The organism is Streptomyces sp. NPDC044921, assembly GCF_056432865.1.
The window spans coordinates 73,459-96,294 of record NZ_JBWKIF010000015.1; the positions used below are offsets into that span (position 1 = coordinate 73,459).

General features: G+C 75.3%; 21 protein-coding genes and 1 riboswitch. Of the genes, 13 read left to right on the plus strand and 8 right to left on the minus strand.

Annotation, left to right across the window (positions count from 1 at the left end; genetic code table 11):
- The first annotated feature begins 54 nt into the window (after positions 1 to 54).
- Positions 55 to 414: an ArsR/SmtB family transcription factor gene (locus AC07DA_RS23350; protein ID WP_479130112.1), complete on the plus strand. Its 360-nt coding sequence runs from the start codon at positions 55 to 57 to the stop codon at positions 412 to 414.
- Between the two features lies 1 nt (position 415).
- Here AC07DA_RS23350 and AC07DA_RS23355 read toward each other — a convergent pair whose 3' ends face one another.
- Together AC07DA_RS23355 and AC07DA_RS23360 are read right to left on the minus strand one after the other, a co-directional pair.
- A complete protein-coding gene (locus tag AC07DA_RS23355; protein WP_479130113.1) occupies positions 416 to 1,639 on the minus strand; it encodes a 4-hydroxybenzoate 3-monooxygenase in 1,224 nt (407 codons plus the stop codon).
- A gap of 96 nt (positions 1,640 to 1,735) precedes the next feature.
- Complete coding sequence (locus AC07DA_RS23360; RefSeq protein WP_479130114.1) at positions 1,736 to 2,146, minus strand: CoA-binding protein; 411 nt, start codon at positions 2,144 to 2,146, stop codon at positions 1,736 to 1,738.
- 97 nt (positions 2,147 to 2,243) lie between these two features.
- A riboswitch (cobalamin riboswitch) is annotated at positions 2,244 to 2,404 on the plus strand.
- An 84-nt stretch (positions 2,405 to 2,488) separates the two neighbouring features.
- Between AC07DA_RS23360 and AC07DA_RS23365 the strand changes: the two genes are divergently transcribed.
- From AC07DA_RS23365 to AC07DA_RS23400, 8 genes are all read left to right on the plus strand, one after another.
- Positions 2,489 to 3,508 carry an ABC transporter substrate-binding protein gene (locus tag AC07DA_RS23365; protein ID WP_479130115.1) on the plus strand — a complete coding sequence of 340 codons (1,020 nt, stop codon included), beginning with the start codon at positions 2,489 to 2,491 and terminating at the stop codon, positions 3,506 to 3,508.
- Positions 3,505 to 4,557 carry a FecCD family ABC transporter permease gene (locus AC07DA_RS23370; protein WP_479130116.1) on the plus strand — a complete coding sequence of 351 codons (1,053 nt, stop codon included), beginning with the start codon at positions 3,505 to 3,507 and terminating at the stop codon, positions 4,555 to 4,557. The genes AC07DA_RS23365 and AC07DA_RS23370 overlap by 4 nt, the downstream gene beginning before the upstream one ends.
- A gap of 416 nt (positions 4,558 to 4,973) precedes the next feature.
- Complete coding sequence (locus tag AC07DA_RS23375; RefSeq protein WP_479130267.1) at positions 4,974 to 5,762, plus strand: ABC transporter ATP-binding protein; 789 nt, start codon at positions 4,974 to 4,976, stop codon at positions 5,760 to 5,762.
- A 100-nt stretch (positions 5,763 to 5,862) separates the two neighbouring features.
- Positions 5,863 to 6,666, plus strand: a complete 804-nt coding sequence (locus AC07DA_RS23380; RefSeq protein WP_479130117.1) for a hypothetical protein — start codon at positions 5,863 to 5,865, stop codon at positions 6,664 to 6,666.
- A complete protein-coding gene (locus AC07DA_RS23385) occupies positions 6,663 to 7,205 on the plus strand; it encodes a SixA phosphatase family protein (RefSeq protein ID WP_479130118.1) in 543 nt (180 codons plus the stop codon). Before AC07DA_RS23380 ends, AC07DA_RS23385 begins: the two co-directional genes overlap by 4 nt.
- 27 nt (positions 7,206 to 7,232) lie before the next feature.
- Positions 7,233 to 7,859, plus strand: coding sequence for a YigZ family protein (locus AC07DA_RS23390; protein ID WP_383332886.1), 627 nt, complete (start codon positions 7,233 to 7,235; stop codon positions 7,857 to 7,859).
- 108 nt (positions 7,860 to 7,967) lie between these two features.
- Positions 7,968 to 9,131, plus strand: a complete 1,164-nt coding sequence (locus AC07DA_RS23395) for an exonuclease SbcCD subunit D (RefSeq protein WP_479130119.1) — start codon at positions 7,968 to 7,970, stop codon at positions 9,129 to 9,131.
- Positions 9,128 to 12,124: an AAA family ATPase gene (locus AC07DA_RS23400; protein WP_479130121.1), complete on the plus strand. Its 2,997-nt coding sequence runs from the start codon at positions 9,128 to 9,130 to the stop codon at positions 12,122 to 12,124. The genes AC07DA_RS23395 and AC07DA_RS23400 overlap by 4 nt, the downstream gene beginning before the upstream one ends.
- A 1-nt stretch (position 12,125) precedes the next feature.
- On the opposite strand, the gene AC07DA_RS23405 is transcribed toward AC07DA_RS23400, so the two are convergent.
- Positions 12,126 to 12,572, minus strand: a complete 447-nt coding sequence (locus tag AC07DA_RS23405) for an Lrp/AsnC family transcriptional regulator (protein ID WP_479130122.1) — start codon at positions 12,570 to 12,572, stop codon at positions 12,126 to 12,128.
- Between the two features lie 94 nt (positions 12,573 to 12,666).
- On the opposite strand from AC07DA_RS23405, the gene AC07DA_RS23410 reads away from it, so the two are divergent.
- The 3 genes from AC07DA_RS23410 (at position 12,667) to AC07DA_RS23420 (ending at position 14,822) form a co-directional block, all read left to right on the plus strand.
- Positions 12,667 to 13,158, plus strand: coding sequence for a rhodanese-like domain-containing protein (locus AC07DA_RS23410; protein ID WP_479130123.1), 492 nt, complete (start codon positions 12,667 to 12,669; stop codon positions 13,156 to 13,158).
- Between the two features lie 45 nt (positions 13,159 to 13,203).
- On the plus strand, positions 13,204 to 13,737 hold the full coding sequence (locus AC07DA_RS23415; RefSeq protein ID WP_479130124.1) for an immunity 21 family protein: 534 nt from the start codon (positions 13,204 to 13,206) through the stop codon (positions 13,735 to 13,737).
- A 251-nt stretch (positions 13,738 to 13,988) separates the two neighbouring features.
- The gene (locus tag AC07DA_RS23420) at positions 13,989 to 14,822 is read left to right on the plus strand and encodes an SDR family oxidoreductase (protein ID WP_479130125.1); all 834 of its coding nucleotides are present in this window, start codon (positions 13,989 to 13,991) and stop codon (positions 14,820 to 14,822) included.
- Here AC07DA_RS23420 and AC07DA_RS23425 read toward each other — a convergent pair whose 3' ends face one another.
- Together AC07DA_RS23425 and AC07DA_RS23430 are read right to left on the minus strand one after the other, a co-directional pair.
- Complete coding sequence (locus AC07DA_RS23425) at positions 14,823 to 16,514, minus strand: DUF885 domain-containing protein (RefSeq protein ID WP_479130126.1); 1,692 nt, start codon at positions 16,512 to 16,514, stop codon at positions 14,823 to 14,825.
- A gap of 31 nt (positions 16,515 to 16,545) precedes the next feature.
- A complete protein-coding gene (locus AC07DA_RS23430; protein ID WP_479130127.1) occupies positions 16,546 to 17,037 on the minus strand; it encodes an Lrp/AsnC family transcriptional regulator in 492 nt (163 codons plus the stop codon).
- A 59-nt stretch (positions 17,038 to 17,096) separates the two neighbouring features.
- Here AC07DA_RS23430 and AC07DA_RS23435 point away from each other — a divergent pair, with 59 nt between their 5' ends.
- Entirely contained in the window at positions 17,097 to 18,314 is a 1,218-nt protein-coding gene (locus tag AC07DA_RS23435) for a trans-sulfuration enzyme family protein (protein WP_479130128.1), read from the plus strand.
- A gap of 9 nt (positions 18,315 to 18,323) precedes the next feature.
- Here the strand turns inward: AC07DA_RS23435 and AC07DA_RS23440 are convergent, their stop codons facing one another.
- The 3 genes from AC07DA_RS23440 to pdxR form a co-directional block, all read right to left on the minus strand.
- On the minus strand, positions 18,324 to 19,583 hold the full coding sequence (locus tag AC07DA_RS23440; RefSeq protein ID WP_479130129.1) for an N-acetyltransferase family protein: 1,260 nt from the start codon (positions 19,581 to 19,583) through the stop codon (positions 18,324 to 18,326).
- Between the two features lie 109 nt (positions 19,584 to 19,692).
- Entirely contained in the window at positions 19,693 to 21,255 is a 1,563-nt protein-coding gene (locus tag AC07DA_RS23445) for an alkaline phosphatase D family protein (protein WP_479130130.1), read from the minus strand.
- A 127-nt stretch (positions 21,256 to 21,382) separates the two neighbouring features.
- Complete coding sequence (gene pdxR, locus AC07DA_RS23450) at positions 21,383 to 22,822, minus strand: MocR-like pyridoxine biosynthesis transcription factor PdxR (RefSeq protein ID WP_479130131.1); 1,440 nt, start codon at positions 22,820 to 22,822, stop codon at positions 21,383 to 21,385.
- Positions 22,823 to 22,836 lie beyond the last annotated feature (14 nt).

Here is a 22,836-nt window from a genome sequence, read left to right on the forward strand (position 1 = left end):
CCTTCCGGTGCGGGCGGGTGGACGCGCGCGCGCCCACGGCGCCATTATGTGCGTATGAGCGCACGCATGCACCTGTCACCTGCGCACCATGCGCATCCGCGCAGCCCCGGCGAGGAGCAGTTCGCCCTCGCCGCCGAACTCCTCGCGCTGCTCGGGGACCGCACCCGGCTCGCCCTGCTGCACGCGCTGACCGGGGGAGAGGCCGACGTCACGACCCTCACCGAGGCGTGCGGGGCGGCCCGGCCGGCCGTCAGCCAGCACCTGGCGCGCCTGCGGCTCGCGGGCCTGGTGAACACCCGGAAGGAAGGCCGCCGGGTCGTCTACTCACTCCGCGACGGCCATCTGCGCCGGCTCGTGGACGAGGCACTGAGCGTGACCGACCACCGGATCGGCGATCAGCCGCCGCACGACTGAGTCAGTACCGCGCGGCCGTCCCCAGGTACTGCTCGGCGAAGGCGGCCGCCGCGGCGGGCGAGGTGAACAGCCGGCGCAGCCGGGCCAGCGTGGTGCCCGCGCGGAACGGATCGCCCGCCGCCGTGCCGTGGTACACCTCGGACAGCCACTGCGAGAACTCCTGGTAGTCCCACACGCGCCGCAGACACGCCTCGGCATAGCCGGCCAGACCCCTGTCCTCACCCCGGGTCAGGTGGTCCACCAGGGCGTCACCCAGCAGGAAGGCGTCGTGCAGGGCCAGGTTCATGCCCTTGGCCGCGATGGGGGCGACCAGGTGGGCCGCGTCGCCGGCGAGGAAGAGACGGCCGTGCGCCATGGGCTCGGTCACGTAGTCGTGCATGTCCAGCACGCGCTTCTCGATCAGCCGCCCTTCGGTCAGCGGCGCCGCACCGTACGCCCCGAGCCGCTCCCGGAGCTCCGCCCAGACGCGCTCGTGCGGCCAGTTCTCCGGGTCGTCGCCCGGCGGGCACTGCAGGTAGTAGCGGGTCACCTCCGGGCTGCGCGGCATCTGCCCGGCGAACCCGCGGGCGTGACAGCCGAACAGCACGCAGTCCGCGGACGGCGGAGCCTCGGCGAGCAGCGCCAGCCAGCCGATGCCGTAGTCGTGCCGGGCGATCCGCACCCGCTCCGGCGGCAGCGACGCCCGGGACACCCCGCGCGCGCCGTCACACCCGGCGACGAACCCGGTCTCCACGACCTGCCGTTCGCCCGTCTCGGGACAGACGTACGACACCGAGGGCCGGTCGGAGCCGAGGTCGTGGAGCCGCACGTCCCGGACGCCGAAGCGGATCCGCCCGCCGCGCACGTCGGCGTACTCGCGGACCAGGTCCGTCACCAGCAGCGGCTGCGGGTAGACGAAGTGGTGGCTGCCCGTCAGCTCGCCGTAGGAGAACCGGTAGCGCTCCCCGCCGAAGCGGAACTCGCACGCGCTGTGCAGCTCCGCCCGGTCCAGCAGGTTACGGGCGAGGCCGCGCTTCTCCAGGCCGCGTACGGCCCACTCCTCGATGACGCCCGCCCGCGGCCGCCGTTCGATGAACTCCCGGGTCTCGGTCTCCAGCACCAGGCAGTCCACCGAGGCGGCCCGCAGGATGTTGCCGACGGTCAGACCGGCGGGGCCGGCGCCCACGACGACGACCGGGAAGCGTTGCGGGGCACCGGAGTTCGCGGGCGGCGGGAGACGGGTCATGCCGCTCATTATGGAGGCGGTGCCGGCGCACGGGCACCCGCACGGCGGCCGGACGGGCGCACCGTTTCCGCGCCCCGCGGCGGGGCGCCGTGGCGGTCACCGCCCGAGCCGCGGGATCTCGATCGCCGGGCAGCGGTCCATCACCATCTCCAGGCCCGCCGCGCGGGTCCGCGCGTACGCCGCCTCGTCGACGACGCCCAGCTGGAACCAGACGCCCTTGGCGCCCTTCGCCACCGCCTCGTCCGCGACGGCCCCGGCGAGCTCGCTGTTGACGAAGACGTCGACGACGTCCACGTCGAAGGGGATGTCCGCCAGGCTCGCGTACCCCTGCTCGCCGTGCACCGTCTCCGCCTTCGGGTGCACCGGCACCACGCGCTTGCCGAAGCGCTGCAGCACCGCGGCGACGCCGTACGCCGCGCGCTGCCGGTTCGACGACAGGCCCACCACGGCCCAGGTGTCGCCTAGCTCGCTGAGGATCCTGCGGACCGTTGCCTCGTCGCCGTACACCGGCGGCCTCCTCGGGACGTCGTGGTCGAAGTGCTGTCCCGGCAACGGCGCGGGACGCGCGGTGATTCCCGGGGAGCCGCCGTGATAGCTTGCCGAGGCCAGTCGAACCCATGTACGTGGGTCAGGGAATCCGGTGGGAATCCGGAACTGACGCGCAGCGGTGAGGGGGACGGGCGGGGCCTCGGCCACTGGACTCCGGCACGGACGTCCGGGAAGGCGCTCCGTTCCGGGTGAACCCGAGTCCGAAGACCTGCTGGCGGCCCCCGCGGCCGGTACGCGGCGGGGGAGCACCGTACGACCGGGCTCCGCGATCGGGCCCTCGACGACTGAGGACTGGTTCCCGTGCCCCTCGCCCCACCCGCCCGCGCCGTCCTGCTGCTCGCGGCCGGCTCCCTGCTCCTGACCGGCTGCGGCGACGCCGAGCCCGCCGCCGCGAAGGCCGCCGCCGTCCGCCTCGGCAACTGCGGCCACGAGGTGCGCGTCGCCGCGCCGCCGCGGCACGCCGTCTCCCTCAACCAGGGCACCACCGAGATCCTGCTCTCCCTCGGCCTCGCCGACCGCCTCGCCGGCACGGCGACCTGGACCGACCCCGTGATGAAGGGACTGGAGAAGGCCAACGCGACGGTGCCGCGCATCGCCGACGACAACCCCTCCTTCGAGCGGGTCCTGGACGCGGACCCGGACTTCGTGGCCGCCTCCTTCGTCTCCACCCTCGGACCGGGCGGCGTCGCCACCCGCGAACAGTTCGGGAAGCTCGGCGTCCCCACCTACGTCTCGCCGTCCGACTGCGCCGGGAAGGACAACTCGGGCGGCGGCGACGGCGCACGCGACAAGGCCCTCGGCATGGACACCGTCTACGGCGAGGTGCGCGACCTCGCGGCCGTCTTCGGGGTGAGGGAACGCGGCGACGCGCTCGTGGCCTCCCTCCGCCAGCGCATGAAGAAGGCCACCGCCGGCGTCGACGCCTCCGACGTCACCCTCCTGTACTGGTTCGCCAACTCCGAGTCGCCCTACATGGCGGGCTGTTGCGGGGCGCCCGGCATCATCACCCGCTCCCTCGGCGCGAAGAACGTCTTCGACGACACGCACGAGGAGTGGCCGCAGGTCAACTGGGAGACGGTCGCCGAACGCGACCCCGACGTCCTCGTCATCGGCGACCTGACCCGCAAGTCGCAGACCGCCGAGTCGGCCGCGAGGAAGATCGCCTTCCTGGAGTCCAACCCGGCCACGAAGAACATGGACGCCGTCCGGCACAAGCGGTACGTGCTGCTCAGCGGGCAGGCCATGAACCCGACCATCCGCACGGTCGAGGGAGTGGAACGGGTCGCCGCGGGGCTGCGCCGGTTCGGGCTGGTGAAGTGACCGCCCCGGACCTGCCGGAGGCCGGGGCCCGGCCCCGGCGCGGGGCCGGGCTCGCCCTGGGCGCCGCCGGGGCCGCCGCGCTCGTCGCCTCCCTCGCCGTGGCCATCACCATCGGCCCCGCCGACATCCGCGTCACCGACGTGTGGTCCGTCGTGGCCGCCCATCTCGGCCTGGGCAGCTCGGACCTGACACCGCTCCGGGACGGCATCGTCTGGCAGTTGCGGCTGCCGCGCACCCTGCTCGCGGCCGTGTGCGGAGCCGGACTCGCCGTGTGCGGAGCGGTGATGCAGTCGCTGTTGCGCAACCCGCTGGCCGATCCGTTCGTGCTCGGGGTCTCCTCGGGCGCCTCCACCGGTGCGGTCGTCGTGGTCGTGCTGGGCGTGGGCGGCGGAGCGGTCTCCGTCTCCGCCGGCGCCTTCCTCGGGGCCCTGGTCTCCTTCGCGCTGGTGCTGCTGCTCAGCCACACCCTGGGCGGCACCACCGACCGGGTGGTCCTGGCCGGCGTCGCCGCCATGCAGCTGTTCTCGGCGCTCACCTCCTTCGTGGTGATGACCTCCGCCGACGCCGAGACGACCCGGGGCGTGCTGTTCTGGCTCCTCGGCTCGCTCGGCGGCGTCGGCTGGACGGACGTGTGGCTGTGCCTGGCCGTGCTGGCGGTCGCACTGGTGGTGTGCCTGGCGTACGCCCGCACCCTCGACGCCTTCGCCTTCGGGCAGGACGCGGCCGCCGCGCTCGGGGTGTCCGTGGCCCGCACCCGTCTGGTACTGCTGTGTGTCACGGCCCTGCTCACGGCGGCGCTGGTCAGCTCGGCCGGGGCGATCGGCTTCGTGGGCCTCGTCCTGCCGCACGCGGCCCGGGCACTGACCGGGCCCGGGCACGCCCGGCTGCTGCCGGTCACGGCGCTGGCCGGTGCGGTCTTCCTGGTGTGGGTGGACACGCTCGCCCGGACGGTGCTGGATCCACGGGAGGTGCCGGTGGGCGTCGTCACCTCGCTGATCGGGGTGCCGGCGTTCGTGGCCGTGCTGTACAAGACGCGGAGGGCACGGTGAGCGGGACGGGAACACCGGCGGACAGCGGGGGCCCGCGCTCCGGGCGGACCGGCCGCGGTTGCGGTGGGGTGACGGCTGGGGGGCGCGACCACGGTTCCGGTGGGGTGGAGACCGTGGGCTGCGGCTGCGGCTGCGGCTGCGGTTGCAGTGGGGTGGAGACCGTGACGGACGGCGGGGGTGCCGGTGGGGTGGAGGCCGCGGGGGGCGGCTGCGATTCCGGTCGGGCGGAGACTGCGGAGGGTGTCCGCGGTGCCGACGGGGCGCGTGCCGGGTGCGGTGTCCGCGAGGCCGGTGAGCCGCGGGCCGAGGGCGGTGTCAGCGGCGCCGACAGGCTGCGGGCCGTGGGGGTCGCCCGGGGTGCCGCTGGGCCGCGGGCCGTGGGGGACGTCCAGGGTGCCGCTGGGCCGCGGGCCGTAGTGGGCGCCCGGGGTGCCGGTGGGCTGCGGGCCGAGCGGGTCGGGCGCCGGACCGACGGGCGGCTGATCCTCGACGGCGTCGTCCTCGCGCCGGAGCCCGGCTCCACCCTCGGCGTGCTCGGCCCCAACGGCTCCGGCAAGTCCACGCTGCTGCGGCTGATGGCCGGGCTGCTCACCCCGACGGCGGGGGTCGTCACCCTCGACGGCACGCCGCTGGGCGACCTGCCCCGCCGCACGGTCGCCCGCCGGCTCGCCGTCGTCGAGCAGCAGTCGGACACCCAGGTCGAGCTGACGGTCGAGGACGTCGTACGGCTCGGCCGCATCCCGCACCGGCGGGCCTGGTCACCCGCCTCGGCGGACGACGAGCGCGCCGTGCGGGCCGCCCTGGAGCGCACCGGCCTCGCCGACCGGGCCGGCCGGCCCTGGCACACCCTCTCGGGCGGTGAGCGCCAGCGCGTGCAGATCGCCCGTGCGCTCGCCCAGGAGCCCCGCGAACTCCTCCTGGACGAGCCCACCAACCACCTCGACATCCACCACCAGCTCGACCTGCTCGCCCTGGTCGCGCGGCTGCCGGTCACCACCGTCGTCGCCCTGCACGACCTCAACCTCGCGGCGATGTACTGCGACCGGGTGGTCGTCCTGCGCGCGGGCCGGGTCGTAGCGGGCGGGACACCGGGTGACGTCCTCACGGAGGAGCTCATCGCCGAGGTGTACGGGGTGCGGGCCGCCGTCCGCGCGGACGGCCCCGGCGGACGCCCCCACGTGCGGTTCCTGGGCACGCTGGACTGAACGGGACGGCCCGCCCCAACCCGGGACGGCCCGCCCCCGGCCCGGGGTGGGCCGTCCCGGGGCAGGTCGGGTGCGCCACGGTGACCGGAAAACGGCGCGCATGACTGCGCGTCCGGGCCCGCCCGCCTACGCTCGCCTCGTGCTGCGCATCATCGACGCCCGTACCGGCGAGCCGGCCGACGCCGCCCCGGCCCGCCGGGGCCTGACGCGCGTCGAGGCGCACGCGCCCGGCTCCGACACGACGCACCTGCGGGTGCTGCTCGTCGCCGACCTCCTCGTCCGGGCCCTGGAGATCGGCGGCACACCCGTGTGGGCCCTGCTGACCGGCGGCCACCGCCGGGCCGAGCTGCGGGCCCGCGCCGCGGCCCTGGGCATCCGTCCCTTCGAGGAGAGCCCCGACATCGGCGCGGGCCTGGGCGAGGCCCAGGTCCTGCACGTCGCGGCCGAGGGCGGGACGGCACCGGACGGACTGCGGATCTCCGTCGCGCCGGTGCGGCCGGGCCCGCCGGACACCGCCGGTCCGGAACACGCCGGGCCCGCCCCACCCGGGCCCCCCGACCCCACCGACCCCGCCGTCCTGCGCCTCGCCCTGCTCACCCGGCACCACAGCGCCGCCGTCCGGCTGGACGAGGCCGCCCTGGACGAGGCCCGCGCCACCCTCGCGCGCTGGCGCACCGCCGTCGCCCGGTGGGCCCGGCGTCCCTCGCGGCCCGTCCCCGACGACGTGCGGCGGCGGTTGCGCGCCGCCTGGGAGGACGACCTGGACGTGCCCGGGGTACTGGACGTACTGCGCCGGGTGGAGAGCGACCCGGAACTGCCGGACGGCGCCCGCTTCGAGACCTACGCCCACGCCGACCGCCTCCTCGGCCTCGACCTCACCCGCGACCTGGGAACCTCCTCATGATCGAACGTGCCGGAACCGGCCCGCTGCGCCGCCTGGTCGTGCTGCGGCACGCCAAGTCCGCCTGGCCCGTGGACGTCGCCGACCACGAACGCCCGCTGGCCCTCCGCGGCCGCCGCGACGCCCCCGCCGCCGGACGGGCCCTGGCCGAGGCCGACTGCCTGCCCGACCTCGCCCTGTGCTCCACCGCGGTGCGCGCCCGCCGCACCTGGGAGCTGGCCGCCGGCGAGTGGGGCACGCCCCCGCCGGTCCGCCACGACCGGCGCCTGTACGCCGCCGGACCCGCGGGCCTGCTGACCGTGGTGCGCGAGGTGCCCGCCGAGGTGGAGACGCTGCTGCTGGTCGGCCACAACCCGGGCCTCGAGGAACTGATCCTGGCCCTGGCGGGCGACGGCCTCGACGACACCCTGGAACGGGTCCGCACCAAGTTCCCCACCGCGGCGATCGCTGTCCTGTCCTGGCGCGGCACGACCTGGCGGGACCTCGGCCCCGGCGCGGCGCTGCTGACGTCCGTGACCGTGCCCCGGGGCGCGAAGAAGTAGCCCCGGGCCCGCGCATAGGCTGGCCCGATGCAGGACGAATACCGCACGGTCGCCCGCGCGGGAGTGCACGAGACCGAGGTCAACCGCTCCCGCTTCCGGTGCGCCCTCGCCCCGGCGGCCACCGAGCAGGAGGCCCAGGAGTTCATCGCCGCGGTCCGCAGGGAGCACGCGGACGCCAACCACAACTGCTGGGCGTACGTCATCGGCGCCGACGCCTCCGTGCAGAAGGCGAGCGACGACGGCGAGCCCGGCGGCACCGCGGGCGTCCCCATGCTCCAGATGCTGCTGCGCCGCGACATGCGGTACGTCGTCGCCGTCGTCACCCGCTACTTCGGCGGGGTCAAGCTCGGCGCGGGCGGCCTCATCCGGGCCTACGGCGGAGCGGTCGGCGAGGCCCTGGACGCCGTCGGCACGCGCACCCGCCGCAGGTTCCGCCTCGGCACCGTGACCGTCGACCACCAGCGGGCCGGGAAGCTGGAGAACGAGCTGCGCGCGACCGGACGCGAGGTACGGGACGTGCGCTACGGCGAGGAGGTCACCCTCGACATCGCCCTCCCGGACGCGGACGTCGAGCCTTTCCGCGCCTGGCTGGCCGACGTGACGTCCGGCACGGCCCGCTTCACACCGGGCGGGGAGGCGTACGGGGACGCCTGACGTTCCGGGCCGAAGCGGTCATAACGCCCTGTTTCGTGGCGGGAGATGACGGTCGATACGGGAGTTACCACCCGTGCTGTCGGGCCCGGCGGCTAGTCTCGGGGGATCATGAGACTGCTGCACACCTCCGACTGGCACCTCGGCCGGGCGTTCCACCGGGTCAACATGCTCGGGGCCCAGGCCGAGTTCATCGCCCACCTCGTCACGACCGTGCGGGAGCGGGCCGTGGACGCGGTGCTGGTGTCGGGAGACGTGTACGACCGGGCGGTGCCGCCGCTCGCCGCGGTCGAGCTGTTCGACGACGCGCTGCACCGCCTCGCGGACCTCGGTGTGCCGACCGTGATGATCTCCGGCAACCACGACTCGGCCCGCCGGCTGGGCGTCGGGGCGGGCCTGATCGGACGGGCCGGCATCCACCTGCGGACCGAGCCGTCGGCGGCCGGCACCCCGGTGGTGCTGTCCGATCCCCACGGGGACGTCGCCTTCTACGGCCTGCCCTATCTCGAACCGGCCCTGGTGAAGGACGAGTTCGGCGTGGAGAAGGCCGGCCACGAGGCCGTGCTCGCGGCCGCCATGGACCGGGTCCGCGCCGACCTCGCCGCCCGTACACCCGGCACGCGCTCCGTCGTCCTCGCGCACGCCTTCGTCACCGGCGGCGAACCCAGCGACAGCGAGCGGGACATCACCGTGGGCGGCGTCGCCGCGGTCCCCGCCGGCGTGTTCGACGGCGTCGACTACGTGGCGCTCGGGCACCTGCACGGCTGCCAGGCCCTCACCGACCGCGTCCGCTACTCCGGCTCCCCGCTGCCCTACTCCTTCTCGGAGGCGGCGCACCGCAAGAGCATGTGGCTCGTCGACCTCGCCGCCGACGGCTCCGTCGCCGCCGAGCGCGTCGACTGCCCGGTGCCGCGCCCCCTGGCCCGGATCCGGGGCACCCTGGAGGACCTGCTCGCCGATCCGCAGCTGGCCCGGCACGAGGAGGCGTGGGTCGAGGCGACGCTCACCGACCCGGTCCGCCCGGCGGACCCGATGGCCCGGCTCGCCGCGCGGTTCCCGCACACGCTCAGCCTCGTCTTCGACCCCGACCGGACGGAGGACGAGTCTCAGGTGTCGTACGCCCGCCGCCTGGCCGGGCGCAGCGACCAGCAGATCGCCGAGGACTTCGTTGCCCATGTGCGCGGTGCCGGACCCGACCCGCACGAACAGGGCGTGCTGCGCGACGCCTTCGACGCGGTCCGCTCCGACGAGGCCGTGCGGGAGGTGGCCCGGTGAGGCTCCACCGGCTCGCGGTCACCGCCTTCGGGCCCTTCGGCGGCACCCAGAGCGTCGACTTCGACGAACTGTCGGCGGCCGGGCTGTTCCTGCTGCACGGGCCGACCGGCGCGGGCAAGACGTCCGTCCTGGACGCCGTGTGCTACGCCCTCTACGGCTCGGTCCCCGGGGCCCGGCAGGGCGGCGGGCAGGGCGCCACCCTGCGCAGCGACCACGCCGCCTCCGGCACCCGCACCGAGGTCACCCTCGACCTCACCGTCGCCGGACGCCGCCTGGAGATCACCCGCCAGCCACCCTGGGAGCGCCCCAAGAAGCGCGGCACGGGCACCACCGTGGACAAGGCCCAGACCTGGCTGCGCGAGTACGACGCCACGGCCGGGACCTGGAAGGACCTCAGCCGCTCGCACCAGGAGATCGGCGAGGAGATCACCCAGCTGCTCGGCATGAGCCGGGAGCAGTTCTGCCAGGTCGTGCTGTTGCCGCAGGGCGACTTCGCGCGGTTCCTGCGCGCCGACGCCGAGGCCCGCGGCAAGCTGCTGGGCCGCCTCTTCGACACCCGCCGCTTCGCCGACGTGGAGAAGCGCCTCGCCGAACGCCGCCGGACCACCGAGGCCCGGGTCCGGGAGGGCGACGCCGCCCTGCTCGCCGACGCCCACCGCATGCAGCAGGCCGCGGGCGACGCCATGGAGCTGCCGGAGCTGGCCCTCGGCGAACCCGGGCTCGCCGAGGCCGTGCTGAGCGCCGCCGCCGTCGCCCGCAGCGCCGCCCGCGAGCAACTCACCGTCGCGGCATGCCGGCTCGCCGCCGCCGAATCCGCGCAGACCGCCACCGGCCGCGCCCTGGACGAGGTGCGCGAACTCGCCCGGTTGCAGCGCCGGTTCGCCGACGCGCGGGAGAAGGCGGCCCAGCTGGAGCAGGGCGCGGAGGCCTACCGTCAGGCGCAGGCGCTCATGGAGCGGGCCCGCAAGGCCGAGGCCGTCGCGCCCGCCCTGGAGCTGCGGGAGGCCGCCGAGGCCGAACACCGCCGGGCGGCCGAGGCCGAGGCACGCGCGCGTGCTCTGCTGCCCGAGCGTTTCGCCGCCGAGGGCGCGGCCGGACTCGCCGCCGCCGCACGGCGCGCCGCCGAGGAACTGGGCGGACTCGACTCCGCCCGCCGCGCCGAGCGGCGCCTGGCCGAACTCCTCGACGAACGCGCCGGACTGGACCGCCAGGATCGAGCCGACGCCGACCTCCTCCAGGAGGCCGAGGCCTGGCTCGACGGCTGGGAGGAGACCCGTACGGCCCTCCAGGGCCGGATCGACTCCGCGCAACGGGCCGCCTCCCTCGCCGAACAGCTCGCCGTCCGGCGCGAACCGGCCCGGCAGCGCCTGAAGGCCGCCCGGCTGCGCGACCAGCTCGCCGAGGACACCGAGCGCGCCGTCGAGCAGGTCCGCTCCGCGCGGCAGGAGGCGCTGCGCGCCCAGCAGCACTGGCTGGAACTCAAGGAACAGCGCCTGACCGGCATCGCCGCCGAGCTGGCCGCGCAGCTCACCGACGGCGAGCCCTGTGCCGTCTGCGGCGCGACCGAGCACCCCGCCCCCGCCCGCAAGGTCGCCGGGCACGTCGACCGCGAGGCGGAGGAGCAGGCGCTCGCCGCCTACCGGCGCGCCGACGCGGAGCGCGCCGAGCACGAGCAGCGCCTCGGTGTGGTGCGCGAGGCGCTGGCCGCCGCCACCGCCGAGGCCGGGGACACCCCGACCGGGCAGCTCGCCCGGGAGGCCGGGGAACTGGAGGAGCAGTACGCGCACGCCCGCGGTGCCGCCGCCGAGCTGCACTCCGCGCAGGAGCGGCTGCGGCAGGCCGGGCAGGAGCACGAGCGCCGTCTCGCCGTCCGGCAGGAGGCCGCCGTGCGCAGCGCCGCCCGGGTCGGTCACCGGGAGCGGCTCGACCGTGAACGCGCCGCCCTCCAGGAGGAACTGGACCGGGCCCGGGGCGACCTGGACAGCGTCGCCGCGCGGGCCGCGCAACTGGAGCGGCGGGCCACACTGCTCACGGACGCGGCCGACACCGCCCGGGCCGCCGAGGACGCCGCGCAGCGGCTCAAGGACGCCGACGCCCGGCTCGCGGACGCCGCCTTCCGCGCCGGCTTCGTGACCCCGCAGGCCGCGGCCGACGCGCTGCTCGACCCCGCGGCCCACCGGGAGCTGCAGCACCGGCTCGACGCCTGGCAGCACGAGGAGGCCGCCGTGCGGGCCGTCCTCGCGGAGGCCGACACGGCCGCGGCGGCCCGAGCGCCGCGGGCCGACGTCGAGTCGGCGGAGCGGGCCGCCGACCTGGCCACCCGGCGGGTGCGCGAGGCCGCCTCCGCCCACGACGCCGCCGTGCGGCGCTGCGCCGAGCTCGACCGGCTCTCCGCCCGGGCGGCCGCCGCCGTGCGCCGGCTGGCCCCGCTGCGCGAGGAGCACGACCGGGTCGCCCGCATGGCCGGGCTCACCGCCGGCACCTCGGCCGACAACGAACGCCGGATGCGTCTGGAGTCGTACGTCCTCGCGGCCCGGCTGGAACAGGTGGCCGCCGCGGCGACCGTGCGGCTGCGGCGCATGTCGTCCGGCCGCTACACCCTCGTCCACTCCGACGACCGCACCGGACGCGGCCGCAGCGGGCTCGGGCTGCACGTCGTCGACGCCTGGACGGGCCGCGAGCGCGACACGGCGACGCTGTCGGGCGGCGAGACGTTCTTCGCCTCCCTCGCCCTCGCCCTCGGTCTCGCGGACGTCGTCACGGACGAGGCGGGCGGCGTGCGGCTGGACACCCTGTTCATCGACGAGGGCTTCGGCAGCCTCGACGACCAGACCCTCGACGAGGTCCTCGACGTCCTCGACTCGCTGCGCGAACGCGACCGCAGCGTCGGCATCGTCAGCCACGTGCCCGACCTGCGACGGCGCGTCCACGCCCAGCTGGAGGTCGTCAAGGGCCGCTCGGGATCGGTGCTGCGGCAGCGCGGCACCGGCTGAGTCAGCGGCCCAGGGGGCGCCGGGGCAGGGGCGAGGAGTACACGACGTTCGTCGTCACCGAGCCCAGCGTCCCGATCTTCCCGGACACCTCCTCCAGGTGGCGCATCGAGCGGGCCGTCACCTTGATGACGAAGCAGTCGTCGCCCGTGACGTGGTGCGCCTCAAGGATCTCCGGCGTGGCCGCGACGAGGTCGTGGAAGGGCTTGTAGTTGCCGTTCGGGTACCGCAGCCGCACGAACGCCAGAATGGGCAGCCCGAGCCGTTCCGGGTCGACCACCGCCGCGTAGCCCTGGATGACCCCGGCCTCCTCCATCCGCCGCACCCGCTCGGTGACCGCGCTCGCGGACATGGAGACGGCACGGGCCAGCTCGGCGAAACTCGCCCGCCCGTCCCGCTGGAGGACGTCGAGGATGCGCCAGTCGGTGGCGTCCGGGGAATACGCGGTCATGGGCGAGAGATAGCAGGGGATTCCCCGGCGGATCAAGCGGAAGGCAGCGGATCGTCACTTCAGACGGCGGACCGGCGGCCGTAGCTTCGTGGCCATGAACCCCACCGTGAGCACGACCGCCCCCGTGAACTCCGTCCTGCGTGTCGCCCCCGCCACCCCGGCCGAGGCCGCCGCCCACTTCCGCGCCTCCCTCGCCTTCCACACCGACGTGTCGGACGTCGCCGCCGCGCTCGCCTCCGGCGACGACCCCGGGTTCGTCCTCGTCGACTCCCGCTCCACCGCGGCCTGGGAGCAGGGCCACGTCCCCGGCGCCCTGCACCTGCCGACCGCGCTCATGGCCGAGCGGGCCGGGCGGCTGCTCGACCGGGCGGTGCCGGTGGTGACGTACTGCTGGGGCCCGGGCTGCGACGGTGCCGCGCGGGCGGCGCTCGCCCTCGCCGAACTCGGGTACCGGGTCAAGGAGATGCTCGGCGGGTTCGAGTACTGGGTGCGCGAGGGCTTCGCGTTCGAGACCCGGCGGGGCCGCGAGCGCCGGGACCCGGACCCGCTGGCCGCTCCCTCTGACGCCGGGGACTGCGGCTGCTGAACCCCTGTGATTTCGCCGCCAGTTGACCCTGTAGGTTCTTGCGCCATGGTGCGATACGCGGAACCGGGCGTCGTGGAGTGGGTGGAGTCCGGCGGCGGGCCGCTGATAGCGGTGCCCGAGACCGTCCTGCCGTTCTGGGCCGGCGCCGACGGCGAGGAGACGGCGTCGGACTACGACCGGGCCTGCGAGGTGGACGGGAGCGTCGGCCTGCTGCCGGTCGGCGACTCCACCGCCCTCGTCCTGGGCGACGAGCCCGCCTCCACCGCGTACCTGCCCGACCGGGGCACCTTCGTCCGGTGGCGGGCGGGCAACTCCGAGGCGGAGCTGCTGGCCGGTGTGCCCTCGGCGCTCGCGACCGCCGAGTGGGAGCCGGAGGTGCACTGGGAGGTCCCCGGCCCGGTGCTGCTGTTCGACGCGGCCTGGCCCGGCACGGCCCCGACGGGCATCGACCAGGTCCGGGTCCGCCTGGAGCCGGGCCGCTACGCGGTCCGCGCGGCACAGGTCCAGCCGGGCCCCGAGACCTGGCTGGACCTGGTCGAGCTCCGTCTGCTGGCGCCGCGCCGGCCGGCGCCCCACTAGGTTGGTGTCCGCGCGGCCCCGCCGGCCCCGCGACGCCCGGCGCACTCCCCACCTCACGGGTGCGCGGGGCAGGGAGAGGCCCACTCGCCGCACCGGGCGCACTCCCCGGTACCGCCGGCACCCCGGGAGCACCTACCGGACGCAGGGCCCGGCCTCCGGGCGGGCGTTGCGGCTCTGCCCCCCCGAGGCCGCGAAGTGACCGCGCGACCGGCCACGAGACCCCGCAACCGCACGACGTCAAGGAGGCGTCCATGCCCCGGCTTCCCCACCCCACCGCGGCGGAACTGCGCCGCGACCCCCTGCCGCTGCGCGGCCGCACCGCCCTGGTCACCGGTGCCAGCCGCCGGGGCGGCATCGGTCACGCCGTGGCCCGCCGGCTCGCCGCCTACGGAGCCAGCGTCTACCTGCACCACCACACGCCGCACGACGCGGCCCAGCCCTGGGGCGCCGACCGCCCCGAGGCCGTCCTCGCGTCCGTGCGCGAAGCGCTCGGCGACCCACGGGCGCGGGTGGCCGCGGGCCCGGGCGACCTGGCCGACCCGTCGGCGCCCGCCGAACTCGTCGCCACGGCCGCCGAAGCGCTCGGCGGACGGCTGGACATCCTCGTCGCCAACCACGCGCAGAGCGGCTTCGACGGCACCCTGGACACGATCGACGTCGCCATGCTCGACCGGCACTGGGCGGTCGACACGCGGTCGGTCCTGCTGCTGGTCCAGGCCCACGCACGGCTGCGGCCTCCGGGGCCCGGGGGCCGCGTCGTGATGATGACCTCCGGGCAGGACATCGCGGGCGGCATGCCCGGCGAGATCGCCTACGCCCTCCAGAAGGGCGCCCTCGCCTCGGTCACCCGCTCCCTGTCGGCCACCCTCGCCGAGCGGGGGATCACCGTGAACACCGTCAACCCCGGCCCCGTGGACACGGACTACCTCAGCGGCGCGGACTACGAGGCCGTGGCCGCCCGCTTCCCCTCCGGACGGTGGGGGATGCCCGACGACCCGGCCCGCCTCATCGCCTGGCTCGCCACCGACGAGGCGGGCTGGATCACCGGCGAGGTCATCAACTCCGAGGGCGGCTTCCGGCGCTGATCACAGCGCGGACAGCTCGTCCACCAGGTCGTCAAGCCCCAGCGAGCCCTGCGACAGCGCCGCCATGTGCCAGGCCTTCGGGTCGAAGGCGTCCCCGTGGCGCTTGCGGGCGTTCTCGCGGCCCAGCAGCCAGGCCCGCTCGCCGAGCTTGTAGCCGATGGCCTGGCCCGGCATCGACAGGTAGCGGGTCAGCTCGCTCTCCACGAAGTCCGCGGGCCGGCTGCTGTGCGCGCCGAAGAACTCCTGCGCCAGCGCGGGCGTCCAGCGCTCGCCGGGGTGGAAGGGCGAGTCGTCCGGGATGGTCAGCTCCAGGTGCATGCCGATGTCGATGATCACGCGCACGGCCCGCATCATCTGGGCGTCCAGGTAGCCGAGCCGGCGCTCGGCGTCGGTCAGGAAGCCCAGCTCGTCCATCAGCCGCTCCGCGTACAGGGCCCAGCCCTCGGCGTTGGCGCTCACCATGCCGACGCTCGCCTGGTAGCGGGAGAGGTCCCGCGCCACGTGCTTCCACTGGGCCAGCTGCAGGTGGTGGCCGGGCACGCCCTCGTGGTACCAGGTGGACACCAGGTCGTAGACCGGGAAGCGGTCCTTGCCCATGGTGGGCAGCCAGGTGCAGCCCGGGCGGGAGAAGTCGTCCGACGGCGGCGTGTAGTACGGGGCCGCCGCGCTGCCCGGAGGCGCGATGCGCGACTCGACCCGGCGCACCCGTTCGGCCAGGTCGAAGTGCGTGCCGTCCAGCGCGTCCATCGCCTCGTCCATCAGGTCCTGCAGCCACGCGCGCACCTCGTCGACGCCCTCGATGTGCGTCCCGTGCTCGTCGAGGTGGGCCAGCGCCACCCACGGCGTGGCCGCGCCCGGCAGGATCTTCTCGGCCTCGGTCCTCATCTCGCCCAGGAGGCGGTGGTATTCGGACCAGCCGTAGGCGTAGGCCTCGTCCAGGTCGAGGTCCGTGCCGTTGAAGTGGCGGACCCAGCGGGCGTACCGCTCCCGGCCCACCACGTCCGGCGCGCCCTCGATCGCCGGCGCGTACACGTCCCGCATCCAGTCGCGCAGCCGCACCACGGCCTCGGTGGCCGCGCGGGCCGCCGGGTCCAGCTCCGTGCGCAGCGACTCGGGCCCGGCGGCCGCGTACTGCTCGAACCAGCCCCGGCCCCGGCCGTCCGCGTCGGCCCACTCGCCGAGCTGCTCCACGAACGTGGCCGTGGCGCGGGGCCCGGCGTACAGCTTCCGCTCCAGGCCGAGCGCCAGGGACTGCCGGTAGCCCTCCAGGGCGGCCGGGACCGCGCGCAGCCGCTCGGCGATCGCCGCCCAGTCCTGCTCCGACTGCGCCGGCGTCACGGTGAACACCTGGCGCACCGCGTGCGCGACCGAGCTCAGGTTGCTGACCGAGCGCAGGCTCTCGTCGGCCTCGTGCACGGCCAGTTCGGCGGTGAGCCGCTCGCGCAGCAGCCGGGCGCAGCGCCGCTCGATGCCGCTGTCCGCGCCGGGCCGCCGCTCCGCCTCGTCCAGCCGGGCCAGCGTCCGGCGCGCCAGCTCCGCGAGCGCCTCCTGGCCTGCCGGGGAGGTGTCGGGCAGCCTGCTGGAACTCTCGGAGACACCGAGGAACGTGCCGGTGATCGGGTCGAGGGCGATGAGCTCGTCGACGTAGGCGTCGGCGACCTCGCGGGGCAGCGGGCTCTTGATCTCAGACATGCGGCCATCCTCGTACGACGGGCCGCACGCGTCACGCGGATTGAGCCGTGGGCGAAGGAGGCAGCAGCGGTCCGCACTCCCACTGCTGGAAGATCAGCCGCGTCTCCACCCGGGCCACTTCCCGCCGCACCGTGAACTCGTCCAGCACGAGCCGCTGCAGATCCGCCATGTCGGCGACCGCGACATGGACCAGATAGTCGTCCGGCCCGGTCAGGTGGAAGACCGTCCGCGACTCCGGCAGCGCCCGGATCCGCTCCACGAACGGCCCGACCAGCTCCCGCCGGTGCGGCCTGACCTGCACCGACAGCAGCGCCTCCAGACCGCGCCCCAGCTTGGCCGGATCCAGCTCCAGCCGGTGCCCGAGGATCACCCCCGAGCGGCGCAGCCGGGCCACCCGGTCCAGGCACGTCGACGGCGCCACCCCGACCTGCGCGGCGAGATCCCGGTAGGTCGCCCGGGCGTCGTTCTGCAGCAGCCGCAGCAGGTGGAGGTCCACCGGGTCCAGTACGACGGATTCGGCCATCGGCCGAACGTAGCACGGGATCCGGCGCCGGGGACCCGCTCGCTGTTCACCCTTCGGTCATGGACACAGCGAGCTTGGGCGCCCACGACGACGTACCCACCGCTCCGCGGGCACTGGCCACCGAGGCCGTGCACGCCGGGCGGGACGACCTGGCCCGGCAGGGGCTGCACGCCCCGCCGATCGACCTGTCCACCACCTACCCGTCCTACGACAGCCGCGGCGAGGCGGCCCGGATCGACGCGTTCGCCGCCACCGGGGCCGAGCCGGACGGCCCGCCCGTGTACGGGCGGCTGGGCAATCCGACCGTCGCCCGCTTCGAGACCGCGCTGGCCCGGCTGGAGGGCACGGAGGCGGCGGTCGCCTTCGCCAGCGGCATGGCCGCGCTGAGCGCCGTCCTCCTCGTACGCGGCTCGACGGGCCTGCGCCACGTGGTCGCCGTACGCCCCCTGTACGGCTGCAGCGACCACCTGCTGACCGCCGGGCTGCTGGGCTCGGAGGTGACCTGGACCGACCCGGCCGGGGTCGCCGACGCGCTGCGCCCGGACACCGGTCTGGTCATGGTCGAGTCCCCGGCCAACCCCACCCTCGCCGAGGTCGACCTGCGGGCCGTGGCGCACGCCTGCGGTTCGGTGCCGCTGCTGGTGGACAACACCTTCGCCACCCCGGTCCTCCAGCGCCCGGCCGAGCAGGGGGCGCGGCTGGTGCTGCACAGCGCCACCAAGTACCTCGGCGGGCACGGGGACGTGCTGGCCGGTGTGGTCGCCTGCGACGAGGAGCTCGCGGGCCGGCTGCGCCAGGTGCGCTTCGCGACGGGCGGCGTCCTGCACCCGCTGGCCGGCTACCTGCTGCTGCGGGGCCTGTCCACGCTGCCGGTCCGGGTGCGGGCGGCGTCCGCCACGGCGGCCGAACTGGTCCGCCGCCTCGCCGCCGACCCGCGCGTGGCCCGCGTGCACTACCCGCGCATCGGGGGCGCCATGGTCGCCTTCGAGGTGCACGGCGACCCCCACGAGGTCATCGCCGGGGTCCGTCTCATCACCCCGGCGGTGAGTCTCGGCAGCGTCGACACGCTCATCCAGCACCCGGCGTCCATCAGCCACCGCATCGTGGACGCGGAGGACCGCAGGGGAGCGGGGGTCGGCGACCGTCTGCTGCGGCTGTCGGTGGGACTGGAAGACGTGGAGGACCTCTGGTCGGACCTCGACCAGGCCCTGAAGCGTCCCGGAAGGGGCGCGGGGAACGGCGCGACCAGCCACCGCGCACCCGCGCCCGCCCACTGAGGCCCGCCCCTACGGTGCGGAGGCGCTCCCCAGTTCCTCCGCACCGGTGGTCACCACGGATTCGTCCAGCCGCGCCGTGATGACCAGCGTCCCCTCCTCGACCTGGTAGTCGAGCGGCAGCCCGAGCCCTCGCATCGCGGCGACCATCCCCGTGTTGGACGCCTGCGTCACGGCGTACACACTGGCACACCCCGCCTCGACGGCCATGGCCACCAGCCGTGCCAGCAACTGCGCACCCACACCACGCCGTTGCCACGCGTCCTCCACCAGCAGCGCGACTTCCGTCTCGTCGCCGTCCCACAGGAGGTGACCGAGCCCGACGATCCGCCCGGAGGCGGTCTGCACGGCGAGCGTGCGGCCGAAGCGCGGGCTCAGCAGGTGGTTGAGGTAGCGGTCCGCGTCCCCGACCGGCCCGTGGTAGCGCAGCCTCAGCGTCCGCGGCGAGCACCGCTCGTGCATCGCCCGGGCCGCCGCCAGATCCCTCGTGTCGGCCCGCCGGACGGTGATGTCGCTGCCCTCGGCGAGGGTCAGCACGTCCCGGCCGCGCGGGACGCGCGGCCCGAGCCGGGCGTCCAGCTCGACCAGGGCCCGGGCCCGGGCGAACTCGGTCGGCGTGAACGGCAGGTACGGCCGCTCCACGCTGATCACTCCGCCCTCCGGGGCGCGCAGCCGCATCACCGTGCCGTCGAGGGCGCCCTCCACCGTAGGGCCGCCCGGCACGCGCGCGCCGCCGGCCGGTGCGGGCTGCGAGCGGATGGTGCACCGGCCGAGCAACTGACGCAGGGCCAGGGGCAGTTCGGCCGTGTCCAGGGCGGTGCGCGCGGCGAGGGAGAGGATTCGGGTCGGCGCGTCCACCAGGTCGTGCGCGTCGGCCCGCTCGATCCAGGTGTCGCTGCCGCCGGCCGACGAGACGGCCGTGGTGATCGCGGATGCCGGCAGCTCGCCCGGCGCCCGCAGCAGGAACTCGTCCACCGTGCCCTCGGCCAGCGGGTGCGTCTGCAGGCTGAGGATGTCGACCCGGTGTCCGGCCAGGGCCGCGCACAGGGCGGCCAGCGAGCCCGGTTCGTCCCTCACCGTGGTCCGCATCCGCCACAGGGTGTTCGCCCCCGGCACCGGCTGCGGTGCCGGGGACTCGGTATCACTCGTCGGCGGCGCGTGTTCGTGGCGTCGTGTGCGCCGCGTCCGGAACACCTCCGCGAGCCGCTGCCACGCGGTGGCAGGACGGCAGTCGTCGTTCCGGTGCGGCACTCGGGTCACGTCTCGCGTCATGCACCCACTGTGACGGAGTGGTGTTGCGTGACCGAGAACGCTTTGTGACCAGAGGGTAAAGGGCCCAGTTTCCCCCCTTTGTCAATGCTTCAAACGTTGCGTTCCGTGCCTACTGGCCGACCCGGCCCGGCTGGAGGACCTTCGTGTAGAGCACGGTGCCGTCCTGCTCCCGCAGACGCACCGTCAGCTCGCCGCTGCCGCCGTCGATGTCGACCTCGCCGAAGAACTGGTAGCCCCCGGCGGGCGAGACGTTGGCGGTGGCCGGGGCCTTCACGAACACGCGCTCGGGGCCGAAGGTGGCGTCCAGCGCGCTCGCCGGGAAGGCGCCGGCGTTCAGGGGACCGGAGACGAACTCCCAGAACGGCTCGAAGTCGGTGAAGGCGGCCTTCGAGGGCTGGTAGTGCTGGGCCGAGGTGTGGTGCACGTCGGCGGTCAGCCACACCGTGCCGGTGATCCGCCGGTGCTTGATGTGCCGCAGCAGTTCGGCGATCTGCAGCTCACGGCCCAGCGGCTTGCCGGGATCGCCCTGGGCGACGGCCTCGACGTCCGTGCCGTCCGGCACGACGAGGCCGAGCGGCATGTCGGAGGCGATCACCTTCCACACCGCCCGGGAGCGGGACAGCTCCCGCTTGAGCCACTCCAGCTGCTCGCGCCCCAGGATGCCCTGCGCGTCGGCGGGCTGGGTGCCGGGGGAGTTGGCGTTGCGGTAGGTACGCATGTCCAGGACGAAGACGTCCAGCAGCGGGCCGTGGTGCTGGACCCGGTAGACCCGGCCGTCGGGGCGGCGCAGCGTGGAGATCGGGAAGTACTCCGAGAACGCCCTGCGGGCCCGGGCGGCGAGCACGTCGACGCGCTTCTCGGTGTAGCGGGCGTCGCTGAGGATCTCACCCGGGTACCAGTTGTTGGTGACCTCGTGGTCGTCCCACTGGATGATCGACGGCACCCGGGCGTTGAAGGCGCGCAGGTTCTCGTCGAGCAGGTTGTAGCGGAAGTTGCCGCGGAACTCCCCGAGCGTCTCGGCGACCTTCGCCTTCTCCTCGGTGGTGATGTTCCGCCAGGTGCGGCCGTCGGGCAGGGCCACGGTCTCGCCGATCGGGCCGTCGGCGTAGACGTTGTCGCCGCTGCACAGGAAGAAGTCGGGGTCCAGGGCGGCCATCGCCCTGTAGATCGTGTAGCCGCCGAACTCCGGGTTGATGCCCCAGCCCTGACCGGCCAGGTCGCCGGACCAGACGAACCGCACGCCGTCACGGCGCCTGGCGGACGCCGTGCGGAAGGTGCCGGTGACCGGCTCGCCCGTGCGGCGCGGGTCGTCCGGGTCGGCGAGGAGCACGCGGTAGTGGATCTGCTCGCCCGGCGGCAGGCCGCGCAGCCGGGTCGTGCCGGTGAAGTCCGTGCCGGACCCCAGCAGGGGGCCGTGCCACCTGCGCGGGTTGCGGAACGACTCGGTGGCCGACGTCTCGACGACCATCCGGGCCGGCCGGTCGGAGCGCACCCACACGAGCCCGGAGCCGCTGGTGACGTCGCCCGCCTGCACGCCCCACGCCGCGTTCGGACGCCCCGAGCGGGCGAAGGCGGGCGCCGCGCCGAGGGCGGTGGGCAGGGACAGGGCCGCCGACGCGGCGAGGGAGCCGCGCAGGACGCTACGGCGCCCGGGGAAGGGACGGTGGGACATGGATACGCCTCCAGGGACGGGATCCGGCCAGTGTGCAGAGCCACACCTACTGGCACGCCGCAGCGCACACGCGAACCCCAAGTGAACAACCGGCCGCGGGGCGGGGGAACCCGGCAGGGCGTCCGCGTCAGCCGGCGGCGGCCCGCGCCATCAGCCGTACGCCCTCGGCGATCCGGGCGGGCGGCACGTGCGCGTAGCCCAGGACGAGCCGGGTCTCCTTCGCCCCGGCGTCCTCGGCGGGCGCGTGGGCGTAGGCCGACAGGGGGCGCACCGCCACCCCGGCCGCCGTCACGCGTGCCAGGAAGCGCTCCTCGGGGCCGTACCGCTCCGGCAGCGTGGCGATGACGTGCAGTCCCGCGGCGATCCCGGACACCCGGGAGCCCGGGAAGTGCGCGTCGAGGGCCGCGACCAGGGCGTCGCGCCGCTCGCGGTAGGCACGCTGGCAGCGGCGCAGCTGGCGGTCGTAGTCGCCGCGTTCCAGGAAGCGGGCGAACAGGGCCTGGTCGAGGGCCGGGTGGCCGAGGTCCATGGTGCGTTTGCGTTCCACGACGTCGTCCGTCCACGACTCCGGCACCAGCAGCCACCCCAGCCGCAGGCCCGGGGCGAGGGACTTGCTGACCGAGCCCGTGTAGGCGACGTGGTCGGGGTCGAGACCCTGGAGGGCGCCGACGGGGGCGCGGTCGTAGCGGAAGTCGCCGTCGTAGTCGTCCTCCAGGACGATGCCGTCCACGGACCGCGCCCAGTCCAGCAGATCGGCGCGGCGGCGGGCCGAGTAGGCGATGCCGGTGGGGAACTGGTGGGCCGGCGTCGCCACCACGGCCCGCACGCCCGACGCCCGCAGCGGCTCCAGGGCGACTCCCTCGCCGTCCACGGGGACGGGAACGGCGGTGACCCCGGCCGCGGCGTACAGGGCGTCGTGCTGGGGGCTGCCGGGGTCCTCCACCCCGACCGTGGGCACCCCGCGCGCGTGCAGCGCGAGACCGAGCAGGGTCGTCGCCTGGGCGACCCCGGAGACCACCACGATCCGCTCCGGGTCGGCGACCACGCCCCGCCGCCGGGCCAGCAGTTCGGCCAGGGCCGTGCGCAGCCGGGGCAGCCCGCGCGGATCGGGATAGCCCAGCTCCCGGTGCGGCAGCTCCGCCAGTACACCGCGCTGCGCGGCCGCCCACGCCGAGCGCGGGAACAGCGCCAGGTCCGGCGTTCCGGGCACGAAGTCCGCACGGGCGCCCAGGGAGCGCGGCGCCAGGTCGTGGGCGCGCGGCGGCGCGGCCCGTACGGCCGCGCCCACCCAGGTCCCGGCGCCCCGGCCGCTGCGCAGGTAGCCCTCCGCCGTCAGCTGCTCGTAGGCCTCCGTGACGAGCCCTCGCGACACCCCGAGGTCCGCCGCGAGGTCCCGGCTCGACGGCAGCCGGGTGCCCGGCGCCAGCCGGCCCGAGCGGACCGCCTCGCGCAGCGCCGCCTGGAGGGAGCGGCCACGGGTGCGTGCCGGTGCCGAGGCGGCCGGGAGCAGCAGCTCCCAGGCGGCGGACGCGGCGTCTGCGCCCGGTTCGCGCTGCGTTGGTCCCATGCGGGAAGACCTTA